19 protein-coding genes and 5 pseudogenes are annotated in these 19,934 nt (G+C 75.6%); 11 read left to right on the top strand and 13 right to left on the bottom strand.

What is annotated here, in order from left to right; all coding sequences use genetic code 11:
* Positions 1-509 precede the first annotated feature (509 nt).
* The 5 genes and pseudogenes from BJF88_RS00745 to BJF88_RS20705 all read right to left on the bottom strand — a co-directional run bounded on the left by BJF88_RS00745 (position 510) and on the right by BJF88_RS20705 (position 4,611).
* Entirely contained in the window at positions 510-1,250 is a 741-nt protein-coding gene (locus BJF88_RS00745) for a response regulator transcription factor (protein WP_075827378.1), read from the bottom strand.
* The gene (locus BJF88_RS00740; RefSeq protein WP_083648743.1) at positions 1,247-2,779 is read right to left on the bottom strand and encodes a sensor histidine kinase; all 1,533 of its coding nucleotides are present in this window, start codon (positions 2,777-2,779) and stop codon (positions 1,247-1,249) included. Before BJF88_RS00740 ends, BJF88_RS00745 begins: the two co-directional genes overlap by 4 nt.
* A pseudogene (locus BJF88_RS22790) lies at positions 2,776-3,360 on the bottom strand (ABC transporter permease subunit); the annotation flags it as partial. The pseudogene BJF88_RS22790 and the gene BJF88_RS00740, both read right to left, overlap by 4 nt.
* A gap of 23 nt (positions 3,361-3,383) precedes the next feature.
* A complete protein-coding gene (locus BJF88_RS22785) occupies positions 3,384-3,626 on the bottom strand; it encodes a hypothetical protein (protein WP_369824429.1) in 243 nt (80 codons plus the stop codon).
* Positions 3,623-4,611: pseudogene (locus BJF88_RS20705) on the bottom strand (ABC transporter ATP-binding protein). Before BJF88_RS20705 ends, BJF88_RS22785 begins: the two are co-directional and overlap by 4 nt.
* Positions 4,612-5,001: 390 nt before the next feature.
* On the opposite strand from BJF88_RS20705, the gene BJF88_RS00720 reads away from it, so the two are divergent.
* On the top strand, positions 5,002-5,889 hold the full coding sequence (locus BJF88_RS00720; protein ID WP_075827376.1) for a Bax inhibitor-1/YccA family protein: 888 nt from the start codon (positions 5,002-5,004) through the stop codon (positions 5,887-5,889).
* Positions 5,890-5,891: 2 nt separating this feature from the next.
* Complete coding sequence (locus BJF88_RS00715) at positions 5,892-6,491, top strand: hypothetical protein (RefSeq protein WP_075827375.1); 600 nt, start codon at positions 5,892-5,894, stop codon at positions 6,489-6,491.
* Here the strand turns inward: BJF88_RS00715 and BJF88_RS00710 are convergent.
* Positions 6,473-6,892, bottom strand: a complete 420-nt coding sequence (locus BJF88_RS00710) for a DUF5701 family protein (protein WP_255371611.1) — start codon at positions 6,890-6,892, stop codon at positions 6,473-6,475. The genes BJF88_RS00715 and BJF88_RS00710 overlap by 19 nt on opposite strands.
* A 452-nt stretch (positions 6,893-7,344) precedes the next feature.
* Here BJF88_RS00710 and BJF88_RS00705 point away from each other — a divergent pair, with 452 nt between their 5' ends.
* A complete protein-coding gene (locus BJF88_RS00705) occupies positions 7,345-8,751 on the top strand; it encodes a cystathionine beta-synthase (RefSeq protein WP_075827374.1) in 1,407 nt (468 codons plus the stop codon).
* Between the two features lie 63 nt (positions 8,752-8,814).
* Here BJF88_RS00705 and BJF88_RS00700 read toward each other — a convergent pair whose 3' ends face one another.
* Positions 8,815-9,405, bottom strand: coding sequence for a TetR/AcrR family transcriptional regulator (locus tag BJF88_RS00700; protein WP_075827373.1), 591 nt, complete (start codon positions 9,403-9,405; stop codon positions 8,815-8,817).
* A complete protein-coding gene (locus BJF88_RS00695; protein ID WP_075827372.1) occupies positions 9,398-10,273 on the bottom strand; it encodes an alpha/beta fold hydrolase in 876 nt (291 codons plus the stop codon). Before BJF88_RS00695 ends, BJF88_RS00700 begins: the two co-directional genes overlap by 8 nt.
* 142 nt (positions 10,274-10,415) lie before the next feature.
* On the opposite strand from BJF88_RS00695, the gene BJF88_RS00690 reads away from it, so the two are divergent.
* Positions 10,416-10,826, top strand: coding sequence for an FKBP-type peptidyl-prolyl cis-trans isomerase (locus tag BJF88_RS00690; protein ID WP_075827371.1), 411 nt, complete (start codon positions 10,416-10,418; stop codon positions 10,824-10,826).
* 43 nt (positions 10,827-10,869) lie between these two features.
* Here the strand turns inward: BJF88_RS00690 and BJF88_RS22780 are convergent.
* A pseudogene (locus BJF88_RS22780) lies at positions 10,870-11,585 on the bottom strand (class I SAM-dependent methyltransferase).
* Between the two features lie 597 nt (positions 11,586-12,182).
* On the opposite strand from BJF88_RS22780, the pseudogene BJF88_RS00680 reads away from it, so the two are divergent.
* The 3 genes and pseudogenes from BJF88_RS00680 to BJF88_RS00675 all read left to right on the top strand — a co-directional run bounded on the left by BJF88_RS00680 (position 12,183) and on the right by BJF88_RS00675 (position 13,997).
* Positions 12,183-13,318: pseudogene (locus BJF88_RS00680) on the top strand (DUF2252 domain-containing protein).
* The gene (locus BJF88_RS20095) at positions 13,210-13,575 is read left to right on the top strand and encodes a DUF2252 family protein (RefSeq protein ID WP_255371622.1); all 366 of its coding nucleotides are present in this window, start codon (positions 13,210-13,212) and stop codon (positions 13,573-13,575) included. The pseudogene BJF88_RS00680 and the gene BJF88_RS20095 overlap by 109 nt, the downstream one beginning before the upstream one ends.
* A gap of 41 nt (positions 13,576-13,616) precedes the next feature.
* Entirely contained in the window at positions 13,617-13,997 is a 381-nt protein-coding gene (locus BJF88_RS00675) for a SelT/SelW/SelH family protein (RefSeq protein WP_083648742.1), read from the top strand.
* Between the two features lie 31 nt (positions 13,998-14,028).
* On the opposite strand, the gene BJF88_RS00670 is transcribed toward BJF88_RS00675, so the two are convergent.
* Positions 14,029-14,409 (bottom strand): DUF5997 family protein, encoded by a 381-nt coding sequence (locus BJF88_RS00670; RefSeq protein WP_075827370.1) that lies wholly within the window; start codon positions 14,407-14,409, stop codon positions 14,029-14,031.
* A 90-nt stretch (positions 14,410-14,499) separates the two neighbouring features.
* On the opposite strand from BJF88_RS00670, the gene BJF88_RS00665 reads away from it, so the two are divergent.
* Genes BJF88_RS00665 through BJF88_RS00655 form a run of 3 tightly spaced genes read left to right on the top strand, consistent with a single transcriptional unit; the run spans position 14,500 to position 16,763 of the window.
* Entirely contained in the window at positions 14,500-15,618 is a 1,119-nt protein-coding gene (locus BJF88_RS00665) for a LysR family transcriptional regulator substrate-binding protein (protein ID WP_255371610.1), read from the top strand.
* Positions 15,545-16,249 (top strand): ArsR/SmtB family transcription factor, encoded by a 705-nt coding sequence (locus BJF88_RS22775; protein ID WP_369824428.1) that lies wholly within the window; start codon positions 15,545-15,547, stop codon positions 16,247-16,249. Before BJF88_RS00665 ends, BJF88_RS22775 begins: the two co-directional genes overlap by 74 nt.
* A complete protein-coding gene (locus BJF88_RS00655) occupies positions 16,134-16,763 on the top strand; it encodes an SRPBCC family protein (RefSeq protein WP_369824430.1) in 630 nt (209 codons plus the stop codon). Before BJF88_RS22775 ends, BJF88_RS00655 begins: the two co-directional genes overlap by 116 nt.
* Here BJF88_RS00655 and BJF88_RS00650 read toward each other — a convergent pair.
* Together BJF88_RS00650 and BJF88_RS00645 are read right to left on the bottom strand one after the other, a co-directional pair.
* Positions 16,724-17,380, bottom strand: a complete 657-nt coding sequence (locus BJF88_RS00650; RefSeq protein WP_075827368.1) for a TMEM175 family protein — start codon at positions 17,378-17,380, stop codon at positions 16,724-16,726. The genes BJF88_RS00655 and BJF88_RS00650 overlap by 40 nt on opposite strands.
* Positions 17,381-17,403: 23 nt before the next feature.
* Positions 17,404-18,231, bottom strand: a complete 828-nt coding sequence (locus tag BJF88_RS00645; RefSeq protein ID WP_075827367.1) for a CPBP family intramembrane glutamic endopeptidase — start codon at positions 18,229-18,231, stop codon at positions 17,404-17,406.
* Between the two features lie 145 nt (positions 18,232-18,376).
* Between BJF88_RS00645 and BJF88_RS00640 the strand changes: the two genes are divergently transcribed.
* Complete coding sequence (locus BJF88_RS00640; protein ID WP_255371609.1) at positions 18,377-19,189, top strand: metallophosphoesterase; 813 nt, start codon at positions 18,377-18,379, stop codon at positions 19,187-19,189.
* Positions 19,190-19,220: 31 nt separating this feature from the next.
* Here the strand turns inward: BJF88_RS00640 and msrA are convergent.
* Positions 19,221-19,894 (bottom strand): annotated as a pseudogene (gene msrA / locus BJF88_RS00635) (peptide-methionine (S)-S-oxide reductase MsrA).
* Between the last annotated feature and the right edge of the window lie 40 nt (positions 19,895-19,934).

Here is a 19,934-nt window from a genome sequence, read left to right as displayed (position 1 = left end):
GTCCGCGGACCCGGTCGCCGTCTGTCGGTGGCCGGGTCCGCGGACGGTGCGCCGTCGGTGCTCGGGCTGCGCGCCGCTGCTGGTCAGGTCCGCGGACGGTGCACCGTCGGTGCTCGGGCTGCCGCACCGTCACCCCGGGCGGTCGGCCGTCGGTTCCCGCGTGCGGCTCTACGCCCTTCGCATCCGACCCCGCACCGTCCGCTCGTCCGGACCGTCACCCCGACGACCGGTGCGCTGGCCGCCGGTCACCGACCACGGTGACGATGGGCGTGGCAGGACGGCCGTGCTGCGGTGCGGGCGGTGCCACGACGGACGAGGGTGGGGTGGGGCGGGGTGGTGCCGGGTCGTGGCGGGTCTGGCGGGAGCCGCGAGGCACGAGCGGCGGATGGTAGACCCGGCACCACCCCGCCCCGGCCTACCCGGACGCAACCACAGGCCGCTCGAGGCGACCCGGCACGACCCCGCCCCGGCCCACCCGGACGCAACCACAGGCCGCCCGAGGCGACCGATCAGGAGGGGCGCGCCACGCCCGTCTCGTACGCGAGGACGACGGCCTGGACCCGGTCGCGCAGGCCCAGCTTGCCGAGCACGCGGCCCACGTGCGTCTTGACGGTCGCCTCGGACAGGACGAACCGCTCCGCGATCTCGGCGTTGGTCAGACCTTCGCCGAGGGCCTCGAAGACCTCGACCTCGCGTGCCGTGAGCTCGGCGAGACGCGGGTCGTCGCGGCCGCTCGGCGCCGCGGCGGCGGGACCGGCGCCGTCGGCCGGAAGCTGGCCCGCGAACATCTCGAGCATGCGGCGGGTGATGCGCGGCGACATGGCGGCGTCCCCGCTCGCGACGGCGCGGATCGCGCCGACGAGCTCGCCGGGCTTGGCGTCCTTGAGCAGGAACCCGCTCGCCCCGGCGCGCAGGGCCGCGAAGGCGTACTCGTCGAGGTCGAAGGTCGTGAGGATGACGACGCGCGAGGAGGGCTGCGCGTCGACGATGCGCGCGGTCGCCTCGATGCCGTTGGTGCCGGGCATGCGCACGTCCATGAGCACGACGTCGGGTCGCAGCGCGGAGGCCTGGGCGATGCCGGTCTCGCCGTCGCTCGCCTCGCCGACCACCTCGATGTCGTCCTCGGCGGCGAGGATCATGCGGAAGCCCATGCGCAGCAGCGCCTGGTCGTCGACGAGCAGCACGCGGATCGGCGCCCGGGGCGGCTCGTGACCGTCGTGCGTCCCGTCGCCCGTGGTCGTGGCGGTCATCGGTGTCCTTCCCTGTCGAGGCGCAGCCGCGCGACGACCTCCCAGCCGTCGCCGACGGGCCCCGCCGTCACGGTCCCTCCGTGCACGGCGGCCCTCTCGCGCATGCCGATGATGCCGCGTCCGGTGCCGATCGGGACACCTGCCGGGTGGTGCGCCGCGACGGACGGCGGCAGGGCGCGTTCGTCCGCGTCGGCGCCCTCGCCGGGGCGACGGCCGGAGCGGTTGACGACGCGCAGCTCGAGCCAGTCACCCTCGCGGGAGGGGCTCCGATCCCAGCGGACGACCTCGACGAGGACGACGGGGGACAGGGGCGCGTACCGCAGCACGTTCGTCAGGGCTTCCTGGACGATGCGGTAGGCGGCCTGGCGCACGGTGGGCCCGGGCCGCGGCTGCGGCCCGCGCCGGACGAGCCGCACGGGCAGGCCGGCCGTCCGGAAGCGCTCGACGACGTCCTCGAGCTCCTCGACGTCGTCGGTGGGCGCGAGCGGCGCGGCCGACGGTTCGCCGGTCGCGGGGTCGCGCAGGACGCCGAGCACGCGCCGCATGTCCGCGAGCGCGGCGCGCCCGGTGGCGGTGAGCTCGTCGAGCGCGTGGCCGGCGAGCTCGGGGTCCTTGGCGCCGGACGCCTTGGCGCCGTCGGCGAGCGCGACCATCACGGTGAGGGAGTGGGCGACGACGTCGTGCATCTCGCGCGCGATGCGGGTGCGCTCGGCGGCGACGGCGAGCTGCGCCTGCTGGTCGCGGTCGCGCGCGATGGAGTTGGCGCGCTCGACGAGGTCGGCGACGTGCTGGCGGCGCGCGCGCACGTTGGAGCCGATGGCCATGGCGACGAGGCACAGGATCGCCGTCATGAGCATGCTGACCATGCGGTCGACGGTGAGCTGTCCCGGCGTGACGCTCTCGCGCAGCATCTCGCCGTCCGCGGTGGTGATGACGTCGTACCACAGGAGGGTGGCGGCGGACAGGGGCAGGACGAGCGCGGCGAGCGCCGGCCAGGCGACGCGCGGCGAGCGGGCGGCCGCGACGGCGTACGTCGCGAACATGGCGGCGACCTCGAACCCGGCGGTGTCGCCGGTGACGGCGATCGCGGCGACCCCGAGCCCTGCGGTGGCGAGCGCGACGGCGACGGGGCGGCGGCGTCGCCAGAGCAGCACGGTGCCGCCCGCGAGGACGAACGCGAGCATCGCGAGGTCGGACCCGCGCTCCTCCGGGCTGAGGACGGCGTAGAGGATGCCGGGGATCGCGAACACCGCGACGACGACCCAGTCCATGACGCGCGGGTGCCGCGCGAAGTAGCGCCGGACCGGACCGAGACGGCGCGCGTCGAGCTCGGTGAAGGGCTCGGGTCCGCGGCGCGGCGGGAGGACGGTCGCGACCGTCGGCTCCCCGTCCGCGGCGTCGGTCGGCACGTCGTGCGGCGCGTCGACGCCCGCGGTCGCGGGCGCGGGCGTGTCCGGGCGCGCCGTGGCCGACGCCGGACGAGCGGCCTGCTCGTCCGGCGTCGGCGGGGTGGTGGCGGGCAGGCTCACGCGTCCCGGCGCTTGAGCACGACCGCCGCGACGGCCCAGGCCACGACGACCCACCCGACGAGGACGGCGAAGCCCTGCCACGGGCCGAGGATGAACTCGGTGCCCATGCCGTTCATCGCGTCGCCGATCACGAGGCGCTCGCCGGCGGTGCTGGGCAGGAACTGCGCGAGGTCGCGCACCCAGTCCGTGGGGATCGCCTGCAGGATCGACGGGACCACCAGCAGCAGCGCGACGAGGCCGAAGATCGTCCCGGCCGAGTTGCGGATGATCGCGCCGAGCGCGACGGAGAGCACGGCGATCGCCGCCAGGTACAGCGGCGTGCCGATGAACGCGCGCATCGTGCCCTCGGCCCCGAGGTCGACCTCGAGCGAGGTGCCCGACAGGAAGGGCAGGGCGACGAGGTAGGAGGCGACGACGCCGAGCGCGGAGACGACGAACGTCACGACGGCGAGCACGATCGACTTGGCGGCGAACGCCGGGAGGCGCGTCGGTACCGCGCTGAACGTCGACCGGATCATGCCGGTGGAGTACTCGCCGGTGATGGTCAGCGCCCCGAGCACCGCGACGACGAGCTGGGCGAACGAGTAGCCGAACGTCACGATCATCACGCCCGGCATGAGGCCGCCGGAGCCCGCGGCCAGCTCGGGGTCGTCGGCGAGGACGACATGAGCGCCGCGAACATCAGGGCGATCGCCGCCATGACGACGACGGTGATCGCGAGCGTCCACGCGGTCGAGCGCAGCGTGCGGAACTTGATCCACTCCGCCCGCAGCACGTGGCCGAAGGAGAGGCGGTAGGGCGAGGTGCGGGTCGCGGCCGGACCCTGGGCGACGGCGGTGGCGGTCATCGCTGTGCTCCTTCGAAGGTCTGGGCGGGCGCACCCGCGGCAGGGGCCGCGCCCGCGGCGCCGTGGCCCACGTGGGCCTGCGCGGACTCGGTCTGGTACTCGACGCGTCGGCGGTCAGCGCCATGTAGGCGTCCTCGAGCGTGGACGTGACCGGCGTGAGCTCGTGCAGCACGAAGCCCTTCGCGGCCGCGAGCTCGCCGATGCCGGCCGCGTCGGCCCCGGAGACGACGAGCAGGCTCGGCTCGTCGCTCGTGATGGTGGCGCCGTCGCGCGTGAGGAGCTCGGCGAGCTGCGTCGCGTGCGGGGTGCGCACGCGCACGGTGCGCTGCTGCGCGCCGTCGACGATGTCGCTCACGGGGGCGTCCGCGATGATGCGGCCCCTGCCGATGACGACGATGTGGTCGGCGGTGAGCGCGACCTCGCTCATGAGGTGGCTCGAGAGGAAGACCGTGCGGCCCTCGGACGCGAGGTACTTGGCGAGGTTGCGGACCCACAGCACGCCCTCGGGGTCGAGGCCGTTGACCGGCTCGTCGAGGATGAGCGTCTTCGGGTCGCCGAGGAGTGCGGACGCGATGCCCAGGCGCTGGCCCATGCCGAGCGAGAAGCCGCCGACGCGCTTCTTCGCGACGGACTGCAGACCGGTCATGTCGATGACCTCGTCGACGCGCTTGGTGGGGATGCCGTGCGTCGCGGCCATCGCGAGGAGGTGGTTGTAGGCGGTGCGCCCGGTGTGGACGGCCTTCGCGTCGAGCAGGGCGCCGACCTCGGTGAGGGGGGAGCGGTGCTGCGCGTACGGGCGTCCGTTGACGGTGACGGTGCCGGCGGTCGGCCGGTCCAGCCCCATGATCATGCGCATGGTGGTGGACTTGCCGGCCCCGTTCGGGCCGAGGAATCCGGTGACGGTGCCGGGGCGGACGGTGAACGAGACGCCGTCCACCGCCGTCTTGGGCCCGTACCGCTTGGTCAGGCCGCGTGCTTCGATCATGGCTCGCCCCTTCCAGGGTGGGATGTCCGCGGGCTCGCGCTCCGCGGGGTGCGTCGCAGGTTCTTTCCCGAGTTCGTCTCGAGCCTATGCGCGGGGTCCGGCGCCGGGCAGCCCTCTTCCGGCGTATCTGCGGGCCTGCCGGGAGGGCCGGCCGTACGTCGCGCGGCGTACGCCGCGGCCCGGGCGTGCGCCACGCGGAGGGCGCCGGCCGCCGTCGGGTCCGCCGGCGGGGCGAGACGTGCGGCGGATCTGCCCCGGCCTGGCCGGGAACAGTGACCACGGGTCGCACGTTCCCTAGGATGAACGCACGGCCAGCGACACCCGACTCGAGGCAGGAACGCCGATGACGAGGCCCGCTGCAAGAGTGGACGCCGCGACCAGGAGGAGCTCATGAGCAACCCCGTCTTCAACAACAGTGCGGTCTTCGGGGACCCGCGCAACCGGCGGGGAGGTGCCGCCACCCAGCAGCAGCCCGCCTACGGCACCCCGCCGCAGGGCCAGGCCGGGGCTCCGGCCTACGGCACGCCGCCGCAGGGGGCGCAGTGGGGCCAGCACGGCGCGCAGACCGCCGACGCCGCGACCCTGAACCAGATGTACGACGCGCCGTCGGCCACGACGGCGGACACCAAGCGCCTCACGTACGACGACGTGATCATGAAGACCGGCGGGCTGCTCGCGCTGCTCGTCGTCGTCGCGGCGGCGACCTGGGTCACCGTGCCGGGCATCTGGCCGATCGGCGCGATCGTCGGCCTCGTCCTCGGTCTCGTCAACGCGTTCAAGCGCAACCCGAGCCCGCTGCTCATCACGCTGTACACCGTCGCGCAGGGCGTGTTCCTCGGTGGCATCAGCGCCTACTACGAGAGCTTCTACGACGGGGTCGTCCCGTCCGCCGTGGTCGGAACGGTCGCCACCTTCGCCGCGGCGCTCTTCCTCTTCCGCTCCGGCAAGGTCCGGGTCACGCCGAAGTTCACGCGCTGGCTGCTCATCGCGATGGTCGGCTACCTCGCGTTCTCGCTCGTCAACGTCGTGCTGCTCATGTTCGGCGCGCTCGACGGCTGGGGGCTGCGCGGCGGCACGCTCGGCATCGTCATCAGCCTCGTCGCCGTCGGCCTCGCGGCCGCGTCGCTCATCGTCGACTTCGACTCGATCAAGCGCGGCGTCGAGGGCGGCGTCCCGGCCAAGTTCGCGTGGTCGGCCGCGTTCGGCCTGCTGGTCACGCTCATCTGGCTCTACCTCGAGTTCCTGCGCCTCTTCGCCATCCTGCAGAGCAGCGACTGACGGTGGCGCGCACGTCTCGCGAACCGGCACCCGCGGCGGAGGACCTCCCGCCGCGGGTGCCCGTCGTCGTGGCCGGGCTCGTGGTCGCCGCGGCGGCCATGCTCGGTGTCCAGGTCCTCTACATGGTCCTCTCCGGTGCGCCGCCGGCGTGGCTGCCGTTCGTCGCCCTGCTCCTCGTCGTCAGCGTGCCGACGGCGGGCACCGCCGTCGCGTGGCTCGGCGCCCGGGTCTCGCGCGGTGCGTCCGAGGGCCGTGCCGCGCTCGTCTTCGCCGCGCTCGGGCTGGTCGCCGGCGCGCTGTGGGGGTCGCTCCTCGCGGGCGGCCTCGCGGCGCAGCTCGAGGACGCCGGGGCGACGGGCGGCGCCGGCCTGGTCCTCGGCGCGGCGGTCGTCACCGGGATCACGGGCGCCTCGGAGCCGCCATGGGGCGGGCCGCGGCGCGCGAGGCAGCAGGCCGGCCCGCCGTGGTCGTGGCGCTCGGTGCCGTCGTGGTCGTCGTGGCGCTCCTCGGCCTGCTCGGCTGAGCGAGCCAGCCCGCGGGACGGGCCCGGTCGAGGCGTCTCGACCGGGCCCGTCCTGTCGTGTCAGGCCGGTGTCCCGTGACGTGCCGCGGCGGACGCGAAGCCGAGCCAGGTGTGCCGGTTGCCCGCCCAGCACCACCCGACCTTCGGCGCACCGCGGCGCTCCCGGCCGTCGCGGCCCGTGCCGTTCGAGACCCAGATCGCCGGGGTCCGCGCGTCGAGCCGACCGTCCGGCCGGCGCAGGCGCGAGCCGACCGTCATGAAGCAGTGGTTGCGCGCCACGACCTGCGGCACCTGCAGCGCCCAGTGGATGCCCTCGGCGAGGAGCAGCGGGGTGCGGCCGCGGCCGGTGAGCTCGGGCAGCGCCTCGTCGGGCGACCAGCTCGCCAGGTCGTCGCCGCGGTCGACGCCCGACACGGCGTAGAGCGGGCCGTGCGGGACGGCGAGGCCGTCGACGGGGGCGAAGCGGTCCACGTCGTCCATGTCGACGACGACGAAGCCCTCCTTCGCGCGCCGCGGACGGGGAGGCGCAGGAGCGGCGCCAGCGTGGACGGCGGCGCGAGGGCCGGGTCGACGACGAGGAGCGATCCGGGCGGGGCGGCCGCCTCGAGCGCGTCGCCGAGGCCCGCACGGCGTCGGCGGCGAGCCCGGCGCTCGCGACGACGCCGAGTCCGACGAGGCGCTCGGCCTGGTCGGTCAGCGGCGGCAGCGGGGGGACCACCGGTGCCTCTGCCGTCGTGGTGGGGCCGGGATCGAGGGCGGTTCGCGCGGGCACGTCGTGAGCGGCGGTTGGGAGCACGGGGACGCCTTCCGGTCGGGGAACGGTCGGACGGTCCAACGCTCTACACCGTACGGGAATTCCCGCCGGGCGAGCTCGCGCCGTGCGACGCACCGCGCGGGGCTCCGCGCCGGAGCCGATCGGGGATGATCGAGGGATGAGATACGCAGAGCACGTCTCCGAGCTCGTCGGCGGCACCCCGCTCGTCCGGCTCGCCCGCGTCACGGAAGGCCTGTCGGCGACGATCCTCGCCAAGGTCGAGTACATGAACCCCGGCGGTTCGGTGAAGGACCGGATCGCGCTGAGGATGGTCGAGGCCGCCGAGGCGTCCGGCGAGCTGCGCCCCGGCGGGACGATCGTCGAGCCCACGTCGGGCAACACCGGCGTCGGCCTCGCGCTCGTCGCGCAGCGCAAGGGCTACGAGTGCGTGTTCGTCTGCCCGGACAAGGTGAGCCAGGACAAGCGGGACGTGCTGACGGCCTACGGGGCACGCGTCGTCGTGACGCCCACCGCCGTCGCGCCCGACCACCCCGACTCCTACTACTCGGTCTCCGACCGCCTCACCCGGGAGATCCCCGGTGCCTGGAAGCCCAACCAGTACGCCAACGTCAACGGTCCCCTCTCGCACTACGAGACGACGGGTCCGGAGGTGTGGGCCGACACCGACGGCCGGGTGACGCACTTCGTCACGGGCGTCGGGACGGGCGGCACCATCACGGGCACGGGCCGCTACCTGCACGAGGCGTCGGCCGGGCGTGCGGCGTCCGACGGTGGGCCGGTGCGGGTCGTGGGGGCGGACCCGGCGGGGTCGGTCTACTCGGGGGGCGACGGGCGGCCGTACCTCGTCGAGGGTGTCGGGGAGGACTTCTGGCCCGCCGCGTACGACCCGTCGGTGCCCGACGAGATCATCGCCGTGAGCGACGCCGACTCCTTCGCGATGACCCGGCGCCTCGCGCGCGAGGAGGGTCTGCTCGTCGGCGGGTCGTGCGGCATGGCGGTCGAGGCGGCCCTGCGGCTCGCGCGTCGCCTCGAGGACGAGGACCCGCAGGCCGCGGCGCGTGCCGTGATCGTCGTGCTCCTGCCGGACGGCGGTCGTGGCTACCTCTCGAAGATCTTCAACGACGCGTGGATGCGGTCGTACGGGTTCCTGCCCGACGAGGAGGGCGTCACCGCGGGCGACGTGCTGCGGGCCAAGGGCGGCCGCCTGCCCGACCTGGTGCACACCCACCCGGGCGAGACGGTGCGGGACGCCATCGAGATCCTGCGGGAGTACGGCGTCTCGCAGATGCCCGTCGTCGGCGCGGAGCCGCCGGTGAAGATCGGTGAGGTCGCGGGCTCCGTGAGCGAGCGGGAGCTGCTCGACGCCGTGTTCTCGGGCGCGGCGTCGCTCGCCGACCGCGTCGACGCGCACATGGGGGAGCGGTTCCCGCTGATCGGCGCCGGCGAGGGCGTGGAGGCGATCCGCGCCGCCCTGCACGACGCCGACGCGCTCCTGGTCGTGGAGGACGGCGACCCCGTGGGGGTGCTCACCCGGCACGACCTCCTGGGGTTCCTCGCGCGCTGACGACGTCCGGGGTGGCGCCGCCCGGACCGACGCTGCCGCAGGTGCGGCGGTCCGGCGCGGACGTCACGAGTCCTGCGCGACCCGCTCGAGCCCGGCCAGCATCATCGCGACGTGGGTCGCGAAGCTCGCGTCGAGGTCCTGCGGGAGCCGGAACCCGCCCGCGAGCTCGAGCGTGACGAAGCCGTGCACGCCGGCCCGCACGGACCGGATCGCGTCGACCGTGCGGGCCTCGGGCAGGTCGAAGCCGCGCAGCACGGCCGCCACCGTGCGGACCGAGCGGTCCGCGGCGGCCGACAGCGCGGCGTCGGCCGGGTCGTCCGGGTCGGGCGCCGCCTGGGCGGCGGCCCACCGGCCCGGCCGCGACCGGGCGAAGCCCCGCATCGCGTGGGCGAGCGCCTCGACGGCCTCCGGCCCCGAGAGGCCGACCGTGGCCTCCGTCATCGCGGCGTTGAGCTCGTCGACCGCGACGGTCGACACCTCGCGCCGCAGCGCCGCGAGCGAGCCCACGTGCTTGTACAGGCTCGGTGTGGCGACGCCCGCCTGGGCCGCGACCTTCGCGAGCGTGAGGTCCGCGAAGCCGGTGGGGCCGCCGCCGTCCACGAGGTCCAGCGCGACGCGCACGACGGCGCCGCGCGACAGGCCCGCCCTAGGCACGTCCGCCCTCCTCGGACCCCGCGCCCGGCACGTGCGCGGGGAGCGTCGCCAGGTGGGCGAGGACCGCGGCGACGAGCTCGTCGGGGGCCTGGATCTGCGGGTAGTGACCCACGTCGGGCAGGACGAGCGTCGTCGCGCCGACCGACCGCTCGGCGAACGCCGCCTCGGCGGCAGGGTCGCCGTAGTCGGGGTCGAGCGCGCCGAACACGGCGAGCGCGGGCGCCTGCACGTGAGCGAGGCGGGGCTCGACGACCGCGTGGTCGAGCTGCAGGGTCAGGTCCCGGAACGAGCGCAGGCGTGCGGGGTCGCGCAGGTTCGCGCGGACGGCCGCCCGGTGCTGCGCGAGCCGCGCCGGGCGGCGGCCCTTGGCGAGCGACCCGTAGAACGCCGACCACACCGCCGGGCCCCAGGGGCGGGCGAGCGCGAGCCGGAAGAGCACGCGCATCGCGCGCTGCGCGAGGGCCGAGCCGTTTGCGCGGAGGAAGCCGTCGACGAGCACGAGGCCGCGCACGAGATCGGGGCGGTCGGCCGCGGCGACGACGGCGGCCGACGCGGCCATCGAGCTGCCCATCAGGACGGCCGGCCCGGCGCCGAGGTGCTCGACGAGCGCGACGTAGTCCGAGGCCGTCGCCTCGTCGCCGTGCGTGCGGAACGTGGTGTCGCTGTCGCCGTGGCCGCGCAGGTCCATGACGACGACGCGGTGGCCGGCCGCGACGAGCGGGGGCACGACGTCGTCCCACGTCGAGCGCACGTCGCCCATGCCGGGGACGGCGACCACGAGGGGGCCGGCGCCCTGGTCGGTGTACGCGAGGCGGCCCTCGGGCCGGGGGAGGAACCGGACGTCCGTCGAGAGCGGTGATCGAGTCATAGCCCACAGGCTAATGCTATTAGCCACGCAGTGCAAGACCCCGGTGCGGAACGCGCTCTCCGCGTAGGGTGAGGGGCCGCGGCGTCCGCCGCGCCCGCGCCCGGGCAACCCGCTCGCGGCACATCGACGAGAGGCAACCTCGTTGACCGACCAGCCCACCCTCCCGACCGCGTCCGGGTCCTTCGGCGAGAAGCCGGCCCTCACCTTCCCCGAGTCGGGGGCGCCCGACGGCCTCCAGGTCGTCGTGCTCAGCGAGGGCTCCGGGCCGGCGGTCACCGCCGGGCGCAACATCGTCGTGCACTACCTCGGCCAGGTGTGGGGCGGCCAGGTGTTCGACAACTCCTACGACCGCGGCGACACCATCGCGTTCCCGATCGGCGTGAACGCCGTCATCGGTGGCTGGGACAAGGGCCTCGTCGGGCAGAACGTCGGCTCGCGCGTCCTGCTCTCGATCCCGCCGGAGCACGGGTACGGCCAGCGCGGCGTGCCGCAGGCCGGCATCGGCGGCACGGACACCCTCGTCTTCGTGGTCGACGTCGTCGACGTGCAGTGACGGCGCGCTCCACCTGACCGACCGGGACGCGCGGCCACGACCCTCAGCGGCGCGTGCTGCGCGTCACCGTGAAGCGCCGGTCGCGCCCGACCTGGGCGGTCGGGCCGACCGCACGCTCGAGCGCCGGCCGGTAGCGCAGGTGCGAGTTCCACACGCACCACAGCTCGCCGCCGGGGCGCAGGAGCCGCCCGGCAGCGGCGAACATCCGGGGCGCGGTCCCGGTGCGCAACGCCGCGCCTCGTGGAACGGCGGGTTGAGCAGGACGACGTCGGCGCCCGCGTCCGGGAGGGACGCCCCGGCGTCGTCCTGCACGACGAGCACGCGCCCCGACGCGCCGTTGACCCGCGCCGTGAGCGCGGCGGAACGCACGGCGGCGTCCGAGCGGTCGGTCGCGACCACGCGCGCCGCCGGCCACCGCCGCGCCGCCCAGGTCGCGAGGATCCCGGTCCCGCACCCGAGGTCGACGACGTCCGTCGACGCCGCCGGCCCGCCCGGTCCGTCGGGCGCCGGTCCACCGAGGGCGCCCGCGCCGGCGCCCTCGATCGTCTCGACGAGGAACCGGGTGCCGAGGTCGAGCCCCGCCCCGGCGAACGCGGCGCCGTACGCGGCGACCGTCAGCCCGACGTCGGGCAGCGAGGCCGTGACCGGGTACGTGAGCGGCCGGCCCGTACGCGGCGAGCGCGCCACGAGCACGCGCGACTTGCCGCTCCCGCGGCTCGCCCGCACGTCGGCGAACGACTCGCCCAGCACGTCGTTCATCGCCGGCGTCATGTGCTTCACCCGCCCGACGGCGAGCAGGACGACGCCCGGGTCCGCGTCCCGCGCGACGTGCTCCGCGACGTCGCGCAGCGCCGCCAGGCCGCGGGGGAGCCGCAGCAGGACGACGCGGGCCCCGGCGAGGAGGTCGGGGCCGAGACCGTGCCGGGTGTACGTGCCGCGGAGGTCGAGCGCGACGGCGTTCGCGTCGAGCGCGGCCGCGGCCGTGCAGGCGTCCTGGTGCACCCGGACGAGGGCCCGGTCGGTGTCCGCGCCCCGGCGTCCGTCGCGCACGCCGACGAGCGCGACGGCACCCAGCGTCAGCGCGCCGTACCGGTCGTCGACGACCGCGACCGCGCCCGCACCGGCGTCGGCGAGGTGTCCGGCCGCCTCGCGGAGCAGGAGCCGGTCGGCGGCGTCCACGGCGACGGGGGAGTCCTCCCGCCGGGGCCCGGGGTCGCCCGTCCCGAGCCGGTCGAGGACGTCGGCGAGGTCGGCAGGGCTGCTGGTCACCGGACCAGTCTCCCCGACCCCGCGCGACGGCCCTGCACCACGGGGCGCCGGGCGCTAGCCTGCGACCAGGTGCGGGGAGGTGGGGCGATGGAGGTCCCGAGGACGCTCGCGGCGTCGCGAGCCGCCGGGCGTGCGCTGCGCGACCGCGTGCCGCGACGCAGCCACGCGGAGCTGGCGCTCCCCGCGCGCGACCCCGTCGCGGTCGTCGCCGCGCAGAACGCGGAGCGGCTCCCCGAGCTCGTGCCGCTGCGCGTCGGGCGCATGCTGGAGTCGCCGTTCGCCTGGTACCGCGGGTCGCCGCGATCATGGCGGCCGACCTGCGGGGAGCTCCGCGGACCGGGGTCGCCGTCGTGGCGTGCGGTGACGCGCACGTGGCGAACTTCGGCCTGTTCGCCTCGCCCGAGCGGCGCGTCGTCTTCGACCTCAACGACTTCGACGAGGCCGGCGACGCGCCGTGGGAGTGGGACGTCAAGCGCCTCGCCGCGAGCATGCACGTCGCCGGGCGCGACAAGGGCATGACGGAGGAGCAGTGCGGCGCGGCGGCGCGCCTCGCGGTGCGCGGGTACCGCGAGGCCCTGGACGAGCTGCTCTCCCTGAGCGCCGTCGAGCGCTTCGCGTTCCAGGTCGAGGTCGAGGCGGTCGCGCCGATGCTCGAGGAGGCCGGCCGCGAGGAGCTGCGGCGCACCGTGCGCAAGGCGCGACGGCGCACGTCCGAGCGCGTGGTCCGCCGGATCACGACGCGCACCGCCGACGGCCGGACCCGGATCGTCGACCAGCCGCCGGTCACCCAGCACGTCGAGCACGCCACGGTCGAGCAGCTCACGACGCTGTTCGAGCGCTACCGCGAGCCGCTGCGCGCGGACGTGCGCCTGCTCCTCGGGCAGTTCACGCTCGTCGACCACGTGCTGCGCGTCGTCGGTGTCGGCAGCGTCGGGACCCGGTGCTACATCGTGCTGCTCGAGGGGCCGGCGGGGGAGCCGCTGGTGCTCCAGGTCAAGGAGGCGGTGCCGTCCGTGCTCGCGACGTACGGCGGGACGGCCGACGCGCTGCCGTCGGGGCTCGTCCCGGTCGGAGGCGTCCCCGCGCAGGTCGGCGCGTCGTCGCCGCGCAGCGCATCCTCCAGGCGCACTCGGACCCGTTCCTCGGGTGGACGACCGTCGAGGCCGACGAGAGCCCGCTCGGGCGCCGGGTCGACTACTACTGGCGGCAGTTCCGCGACATGAAGGGCGCGGTGGAGCTGGACCGTCTCACGCCCGTGCAGCTCGCGCGGTTCGGCGGCTTCTGCGGCCGGGTGCTCGCTCGCGCGCACAGCCAGTCGCCGGGCGCGCGCGTCGTCCACGGGTACCTCGGGCGGTCCGACGCGTTCGACGACGCCGTCGCCGCATGGGCCCGCGCGTACGCGGACGTCGTGGAGAACGACCACGCGCTGCTGGAGGCGGCGGTCGCGAGCGGCCGGCTGCCCGCCGAGCGCGACGCGTGAGGCGCAGCGGGAGAGCCCGCGCCCTGCCTAGGCTGGGCGTCATGACCGACGACGCCCCGCCCTCCGCCCCTCCACCGCACCCCGCCGGGAGCACCGCGCCCGACGCGACCGTGCCGCGCGGGGACGCCCGCGTGGCCGTGGAGTACTGCACGCAGTGCCGGTGGCTGCTGCGCGCGGCCTGGGTGGCTCAGGAGCTGCTCCAGACGTTCCGCACGCGGCTCGGCGAGGTCGCGCTCGTGCCGGGGACGGACGGCGTCTTCCGCGTCACGCTCGACGCGGGCAGCGGCCCGGTGCTCCTGTGGGACCGCAGGACCGACGGCGGGTTCCCCGAGATCCCCGACCTCAAGCGGCGCGTGCGCGACGCCGTCGCGCCCGACCTGTCGCTCGGCCACACCGATCGGGCCGCCGGGTCCGCCGGCTGACGAGCGCCGACGTCGCGGAGGTCGCCGACGGTCAGGCCTTCTTCGCCCGTTCCGCCGCGACCCTGTCCTCCTCGGCGCGGACCTTCGCCTGCGTCTCGCGCTCGCGCACGAGCCACTCGGGCGGGTCCTCGCGGAGCTCGTTGATCTGCTCGGTCGTCAGCGGCTCCGTGACGCCGCCGCGCGCGAGGCCGGAGATCGAGATGCCGAGGCGGCCGGCGACCACGGGCCGCGGGTGCGGTCCGTTGCGGCGCAGGTCGCTGAGCCACTGCGGCGGGTGCTTCTCGAGCTCGTCGAGCTCCGCGCGCGTCACGGTGTCCGCCCGGAACTCCTCCGGCGTCGCGGGCAGGTACACCCCGAGCTTCTTCGCCGCCGTGGCGGGCTTCATCGACTGCGCGGACTGCTGGGGGCTCATGAGGTCAGGGTAGTTGCTCGCGGCGCTCCGGCAGGTCCCGCGCGGTCGTGGCGCGGGCGCGCGCCCGCGCGGTCCGCCTAGGGTGGGGGAGTGGAGGACGAGCGCGGACCGGTGCCGCACGAGGCGGGGGCCGAACCGGCCCTCGGGCATGCCGGGCGTGACCGGTCGGCGCCCGAGCAGGGGCGCGACGGCGAGGACGTCCGGGGCGGGGCGCGGGTGTTCCGGCTCGCGTACGTGCCCGGTGCGACCCCGGCGAAGTGGGTGCGCACGTGGCGCGAGCGGCTCCCCGACGTCCCGCTCGAGCTCGTCGCCACCGAGGCCGCCGACGCCGAGCGCGCGCTGCGCGACGGCGAGGCCGACGCCGCGATCCTGCGCCTGCCGGTCGACCGCGACGTGCTCGCCGCGATCCCGCTCTACGAGGAGACGCCCGTCGTCCTCGTCCCGCGCGACCACCTGCTGGCCGCGCTCGAGCCGGACGAGACGGTCGCGCTCGCCGACCTCGCCGACGACGTCCTCCTACGCCCGGTCGACGACGTCCTCGCGTGGGCGGGTGCGCCGGGTGTGCCGGGTGCCGCGGACGACGCGCCCGTGCCGCCCGGCCGGCCCGCCGTCGAGCGCCCGGCCACGACCGCCGACGCCGTCGTCCTCGTCGCGGCGGGTGTCGGCGTCCTCGTCGCGCCGCAGTCGCTCGCGCGGCTGCACCACCGCAAGGACGTGGTCCACCGCCGGGTCGAGGGAGCCCCGACCGCCCCCGTCGCGCTCGCGTGGGTCGCGGACGGAGCCGACGACCTCGTCGAGGAGATGGTGGGGATCGTGCGGGGGCGCACGGTCAACAGCTCGCGCGGGCGCGCCGCGACGTCCGGCGGCGCGGGTGCGGGCGGCGACGCCGCGACGGGGCGTCCGGCGCGGTCGTCGAGGGCCCCGCGCGACGGCGACCGTGCCGGCGGCGAGGGTCGGGCGGTCGCGGGTCGGCTCGCGGCAGCAAGAACGGCAAGGGCGGCAAGGGCGGCAAGGGCAGTCAGGGCGGCAAGGGCGGAAAGGGCGGCAAGGGTGGCGCGCCGGGCGGCCGTGGACGGGGCCGGCGCCGCTGACGCCACGGCCGGACCGTCGCCGTCGACGCGAGGGCGTCGGGCGGGTGCGGCCGCTCGAGCGCTGCGTCCGTGCACGGGTGCAGCGCTCACGGGGGGTCGCGCTGACGTTGCGCGGTAGAATCACTGTTGACTTATATAAGCCGAGGCTCCATGATGGAGACGTGGAAGCGTTCGACGTCCTCGGCGACCCGGTCCGGCGGCGGATCCTCGAGGTCCTCGCGGCGGGGGAGCGGGCCGCGGGGGAGATCGCGGCGGACGTCGGCGCGGAGTTCGGCATCAGCCAGCCCGCGGTCTCGCAGCACCTCAAGGTGCTGCGGACGCACGGGTTCACGACGGTCCGTGCGGAGGGCACGCGTCGTCTCTACGCCCTCGACCCGACGCCGCTCGGCGAGGTCGAGGACTGGGCGGCCGGGCTCCGCACGTTCTGGGAGCAGCGGCTCGACGCGCTCGGGACCGAGCTCGTCCGGGCGCGCGCGAGCGGCGCCTCGCCGGGCGTGACGAGGCGACCACCACGGGCAGCAGGGCAGGGGCGGGCGGCGCCTCGCCGTCGGCCACCGACGAGGAGCCGGCCACCGGCACGGGGCCGGCGGGACGGAGGACAGGATGAAGGACCTCATCGCCGAGCTGGAGGCCGTGCAGCGCGCGGTCGGGAGCGGGACGCTCCCGGCGGGCGAGGCGCGCGTCGTGACGCTGTCGCGGACGTACCCCGCCGCCGTCGAGGACGTGTGGGACGCCGTGACGAACCCTGAGCGCCTCCCGCGCTGGTTCCTGCCCGTGACGGGCGAGCTCCGCGTGGGCGGCTCCTACCAGGTCGAGGGCAACGCGAGCGGCGAGATCCGCGTCTGCGACGCCCCGCGGCACCTGCAGGTCACGTGGGGCATGGGCCCGCAGGGCCCGGAGGACTCGTCCGTCGTGGACGTGCGGCTCGAGCCCGCGGGCGACGGCTCGCGGCTGACGCTCGAGCACACCGCCGTCACGCCCCCGGAGATGTGGGACCAGTTCGGACCCGGTGCCGTCGGCGTGGGCTGGGACGGCGCGCTCCTCGGCCTCGCGCTGCACCTCGGGGGCGGCGGCCTGCCGGGCACGCCCGAGGAGGTCGCGGCCGACCCTGCGGTGCGGGCGTTCAACACGGCGAGCAGCGAGGCGTGGGGTGCGGCGCTCGCGGCGTCCGACGGCCTCGACGCGGAGACGGTCGCGGCGCGCGTCGCCGCGACGACGGCGTTCTACGTCCCCCCGCTCGACGGCGACGGCGCCGCGGGCTGACGTCGCCGGCCGCCGACCGCGCGGATCGGGCGCTCGAGCAGGAGGACCAGCAGCCAGGCCGCACCCTGGTCCGGGAAGAGGACGGCGAGCACCAGCGCGACGGCGAGCAGCACGGCGCCGACCCAGCGGTCCACCACGGTCTCGGTCGGGTCGTCGTCGAGGAAGCCCTGGTGGACGAGCACCGCGCGCTCCGCGCGCAGCGTCAGCGAGCTGACGAGCATGAGCCCGATGTAGACGCCGAGCGCGAGCCGGTCGCCGCCCCCGGACGTGAAGTCGAGCACCGTCGCGACGGGCAGCGCGACGATCGACGCGAGCCAGAGCATCTCGAGCTGGAGCACGGTGCCGGAGTAGCCGGTCGCGGGCAGGAAGAGCCAGTGGTGGACGCGCCAGAAGAGCGCGATGACGACGAAGCTGATCCCGGCTGGCGCGAGCGTGCCCCAGCTCTCGGCGAAGAACTCGCGCGCCGAGCCGGCGTCCAGCGCGCGGTCGACGACGGGGAGCACGACGAGCGTGATCGCGATCGCGACGACGGCGTCGCCGAACGCGAGCACACGGTCGAGGCCGTGCGCCTCGCCGCTCGCCCGTGCACGCCGCGCGTCCCGCCGGACCTGCTCCATGGGGCCAGGCTAGGAGCGTCCCGTCATCGCGGCGCGGTGACGAACACGTCGAACAGCTCGGGGTGGTGCGCGTGCACGAGCACGCCGAAGACCACGAGGTCGAACAGCAGGTGCACCGCCACCACGTAGGTGAAGGACTTGCTCCACGAGAAGATCCAGCCCTGCACCAGGGCGAACGGGATCGTCAGCAGCGGGCCCCACTCGCGGTACCCGAGCTCCCACAGGAACGAGACGAAGACCGTGGCCTGCAGCAGGTTCGCGGTCCACAGCCCGAAGTGCTTGCGCAGCAGGGCGAAGACGACGCAGACGAAGAACAGCTCGTCCCAGATGCCGACCGCGTTGACGCCGACGAAGAGCCGCGCGATCTCCTGGCCGCCCGTGACCTCCGGCCAGTTGCGGTACGCCCCCGACCCGATGAAGTAGAACGGCAGGATCAGGTAGCCCGCGACGACGACCACGGCGAGGTAGACGAGCTGCCCGCGCGTCCAGCGCCGCCCCGTCGCGACCGGGAACGTGATGGTCGGGTCGCGGAAGGCGAAGCGCGACAGCGCCCACGGCACGAGCACCGCCGAGGAGAGCGCGACCGCGAAGCGCAGCATGCCGGCGTCCGACAGGTCGGCCTCGAGCGAGATCGCCGAGATGATCGCCATCCCCAGGCCGATCAGGGCGAGGTCGCGCCCGAGCGCACGGTCGACCGCCCACCCGATCGCCACCCCGGCGACGAGCGGGACGTAGCCGACCGGGCGCACGTGCACCGCGAACAGCAGCACCGCGGACCCCGCGACGAGCGCCGCGGCGAGCAGGCGCACGGGGGAGCCGACCGCCCACGGCGGGAGCCCGGCGTCGGGCACGGTGGACGGGGGACCGGCAGCGGGAGAGGACGTCACCCGCACACCGTGCCACGTCGCGACGCCACGGGCGGGACGAGGGCCCGGCCCACCCGGCCTCTGGTCGTGGCGCGCCGCACGTGCGACGGTGTGGCCGGAGGTGGTGGACGTGGGCACGGGACGTCACGGGGACGCGAGCACCGGCGTCGGCGACGACGTGGCCGACGCCGGCACGGTCGCGGTGCTGTCGGACGTGCACGGCGTCCTGCCCGTGCTCGACGCCGTGCTGGCCGAGCCCGACGTGCAGCGCGCGGACCTCGTCGTGGTCGCCGGCGACCACGCGGCGGGCCCGCAGCCGGTCGAGGTGCTGGACCGGCTCGTCGGGCTCGGCGACCGCGCGCTGCTCGTGCGCGGCAACGCCGACCGCGAGCTCGTCGCGTGGGCGCGCGACGGCGCGGGGGCGGCCCCGGACCCGGTCGTGCCGTGGGCGGCGGCGCAGCTGCGGCCGGACCAGGTCGAGCTCCTCGCCTGTCTGCCGCACCCGGTCGAGATCACGGTGCGCGGGTTCGGGCGGGTGGTGGTGTGCCACGGCACGCCGCGCGACGACGAGGAGGTGGTCCTCGTCGACTCCTCGCTCGACCGGTGGGCCGAGGTCCTCGCCGACCTGGACCCCGACGTCCGGACGGTCGTGTGCGGCCACACGCACATGCCGTTCGTGCGGCTCGTCGACCGGCGCCTCGTCGTCAACCCGGGCAGCGTCGGGATGCCGTACGGGCGTGCCGGCGGTGCGTGGGCGCTCCTGCACGACGGGCAGGTGTCGCTGCGGCACACCGAGGTCGACGTCGACGCGGCGGTCGCCGAGGTCGTCGCCGGGAGCCGCTACCCGGACGTCGCGGAGTGGGCCGCGTACTTCGTGCGGTCCGCCGCGAGCGACGCCGAGGCGCTGCGCGTGTTCGGCCCGCGCGACGGCCGGCCCGGCTGAGGCGCCACGTCGGGCGGGCCGGCCGTCGCGGTCAGGCGGCGTCCGGGAACGGCACGCCCGTCGTCGCGTGGCAGCGGTAGCCGTTCGGGTTCTTGTCGAGGTACTGCTGGTGGTAGTCCTCGGCGTAGTAGAACGGGCCGGCCTCGGCGGCGGGCTTCATCTCCGTCGTGATCGGGTCGTAGCCCTTCGCGGCGAGCACCTCGCCGTAGCGCTCGGCCGTCTCGCGGACCGCCTGCTCCTGCTCGGGCGTCGTCCAGTACACGGCGGACCGGTACTGCGTGCCGACGTCGTTGCCCTGGCGGTAGCCTGGGTCGGGTCGTGGCGCTCCCAGAAGATCTTGAGCAGCTCCTCCTCCGAGACCTTCGTCGGGTCGTACGCCACGAGCGCCGTCTCGGTGTGGCCCGTGCGGGCGGAGCACGCCTCCTCGTAGGTGGGGTTCGGCGTCGTGCCGCCCATGTAGCCGACGGCGGTGCTCACCACGCCCGGGACCTGCCAGTAGATCTCCTCCGCGCCCCAGAAGCAGCCCATCGCGAGGTACAGCACGCGCGTGCCCTCCGGCCACGGGCCGGTGATCGACGTGCCGAGCACGGTGTGCGGGGCGGGGTTGTGCAGCACGGGGGACTGGCGGCCGGGGAGCGTGTCCTCCGGCGCGACCATGGTGGTCTTGGCCGAGCCGCCGAACAGGGCGTCGAAGATCGAGTTCATCGCTTACCTTCCTCCACGGGGTGCCGGTCGACCGGGGCGG

Source organism: Cellulosimicrobium sp. CUA-896, from assembly GCF_001942335.1.
Taxonomy (GTDB): Bacteria; Actinomycetota; Actinomycetes; order Actinomycetales; family Cellulomonadaceae; genus Cellulosimicrobium.
The sequence above is the reverse complement of the archived record's forward strand: the minus strand, read 5'-3'. Positions and strand labels throughout refer to the sequence as shown.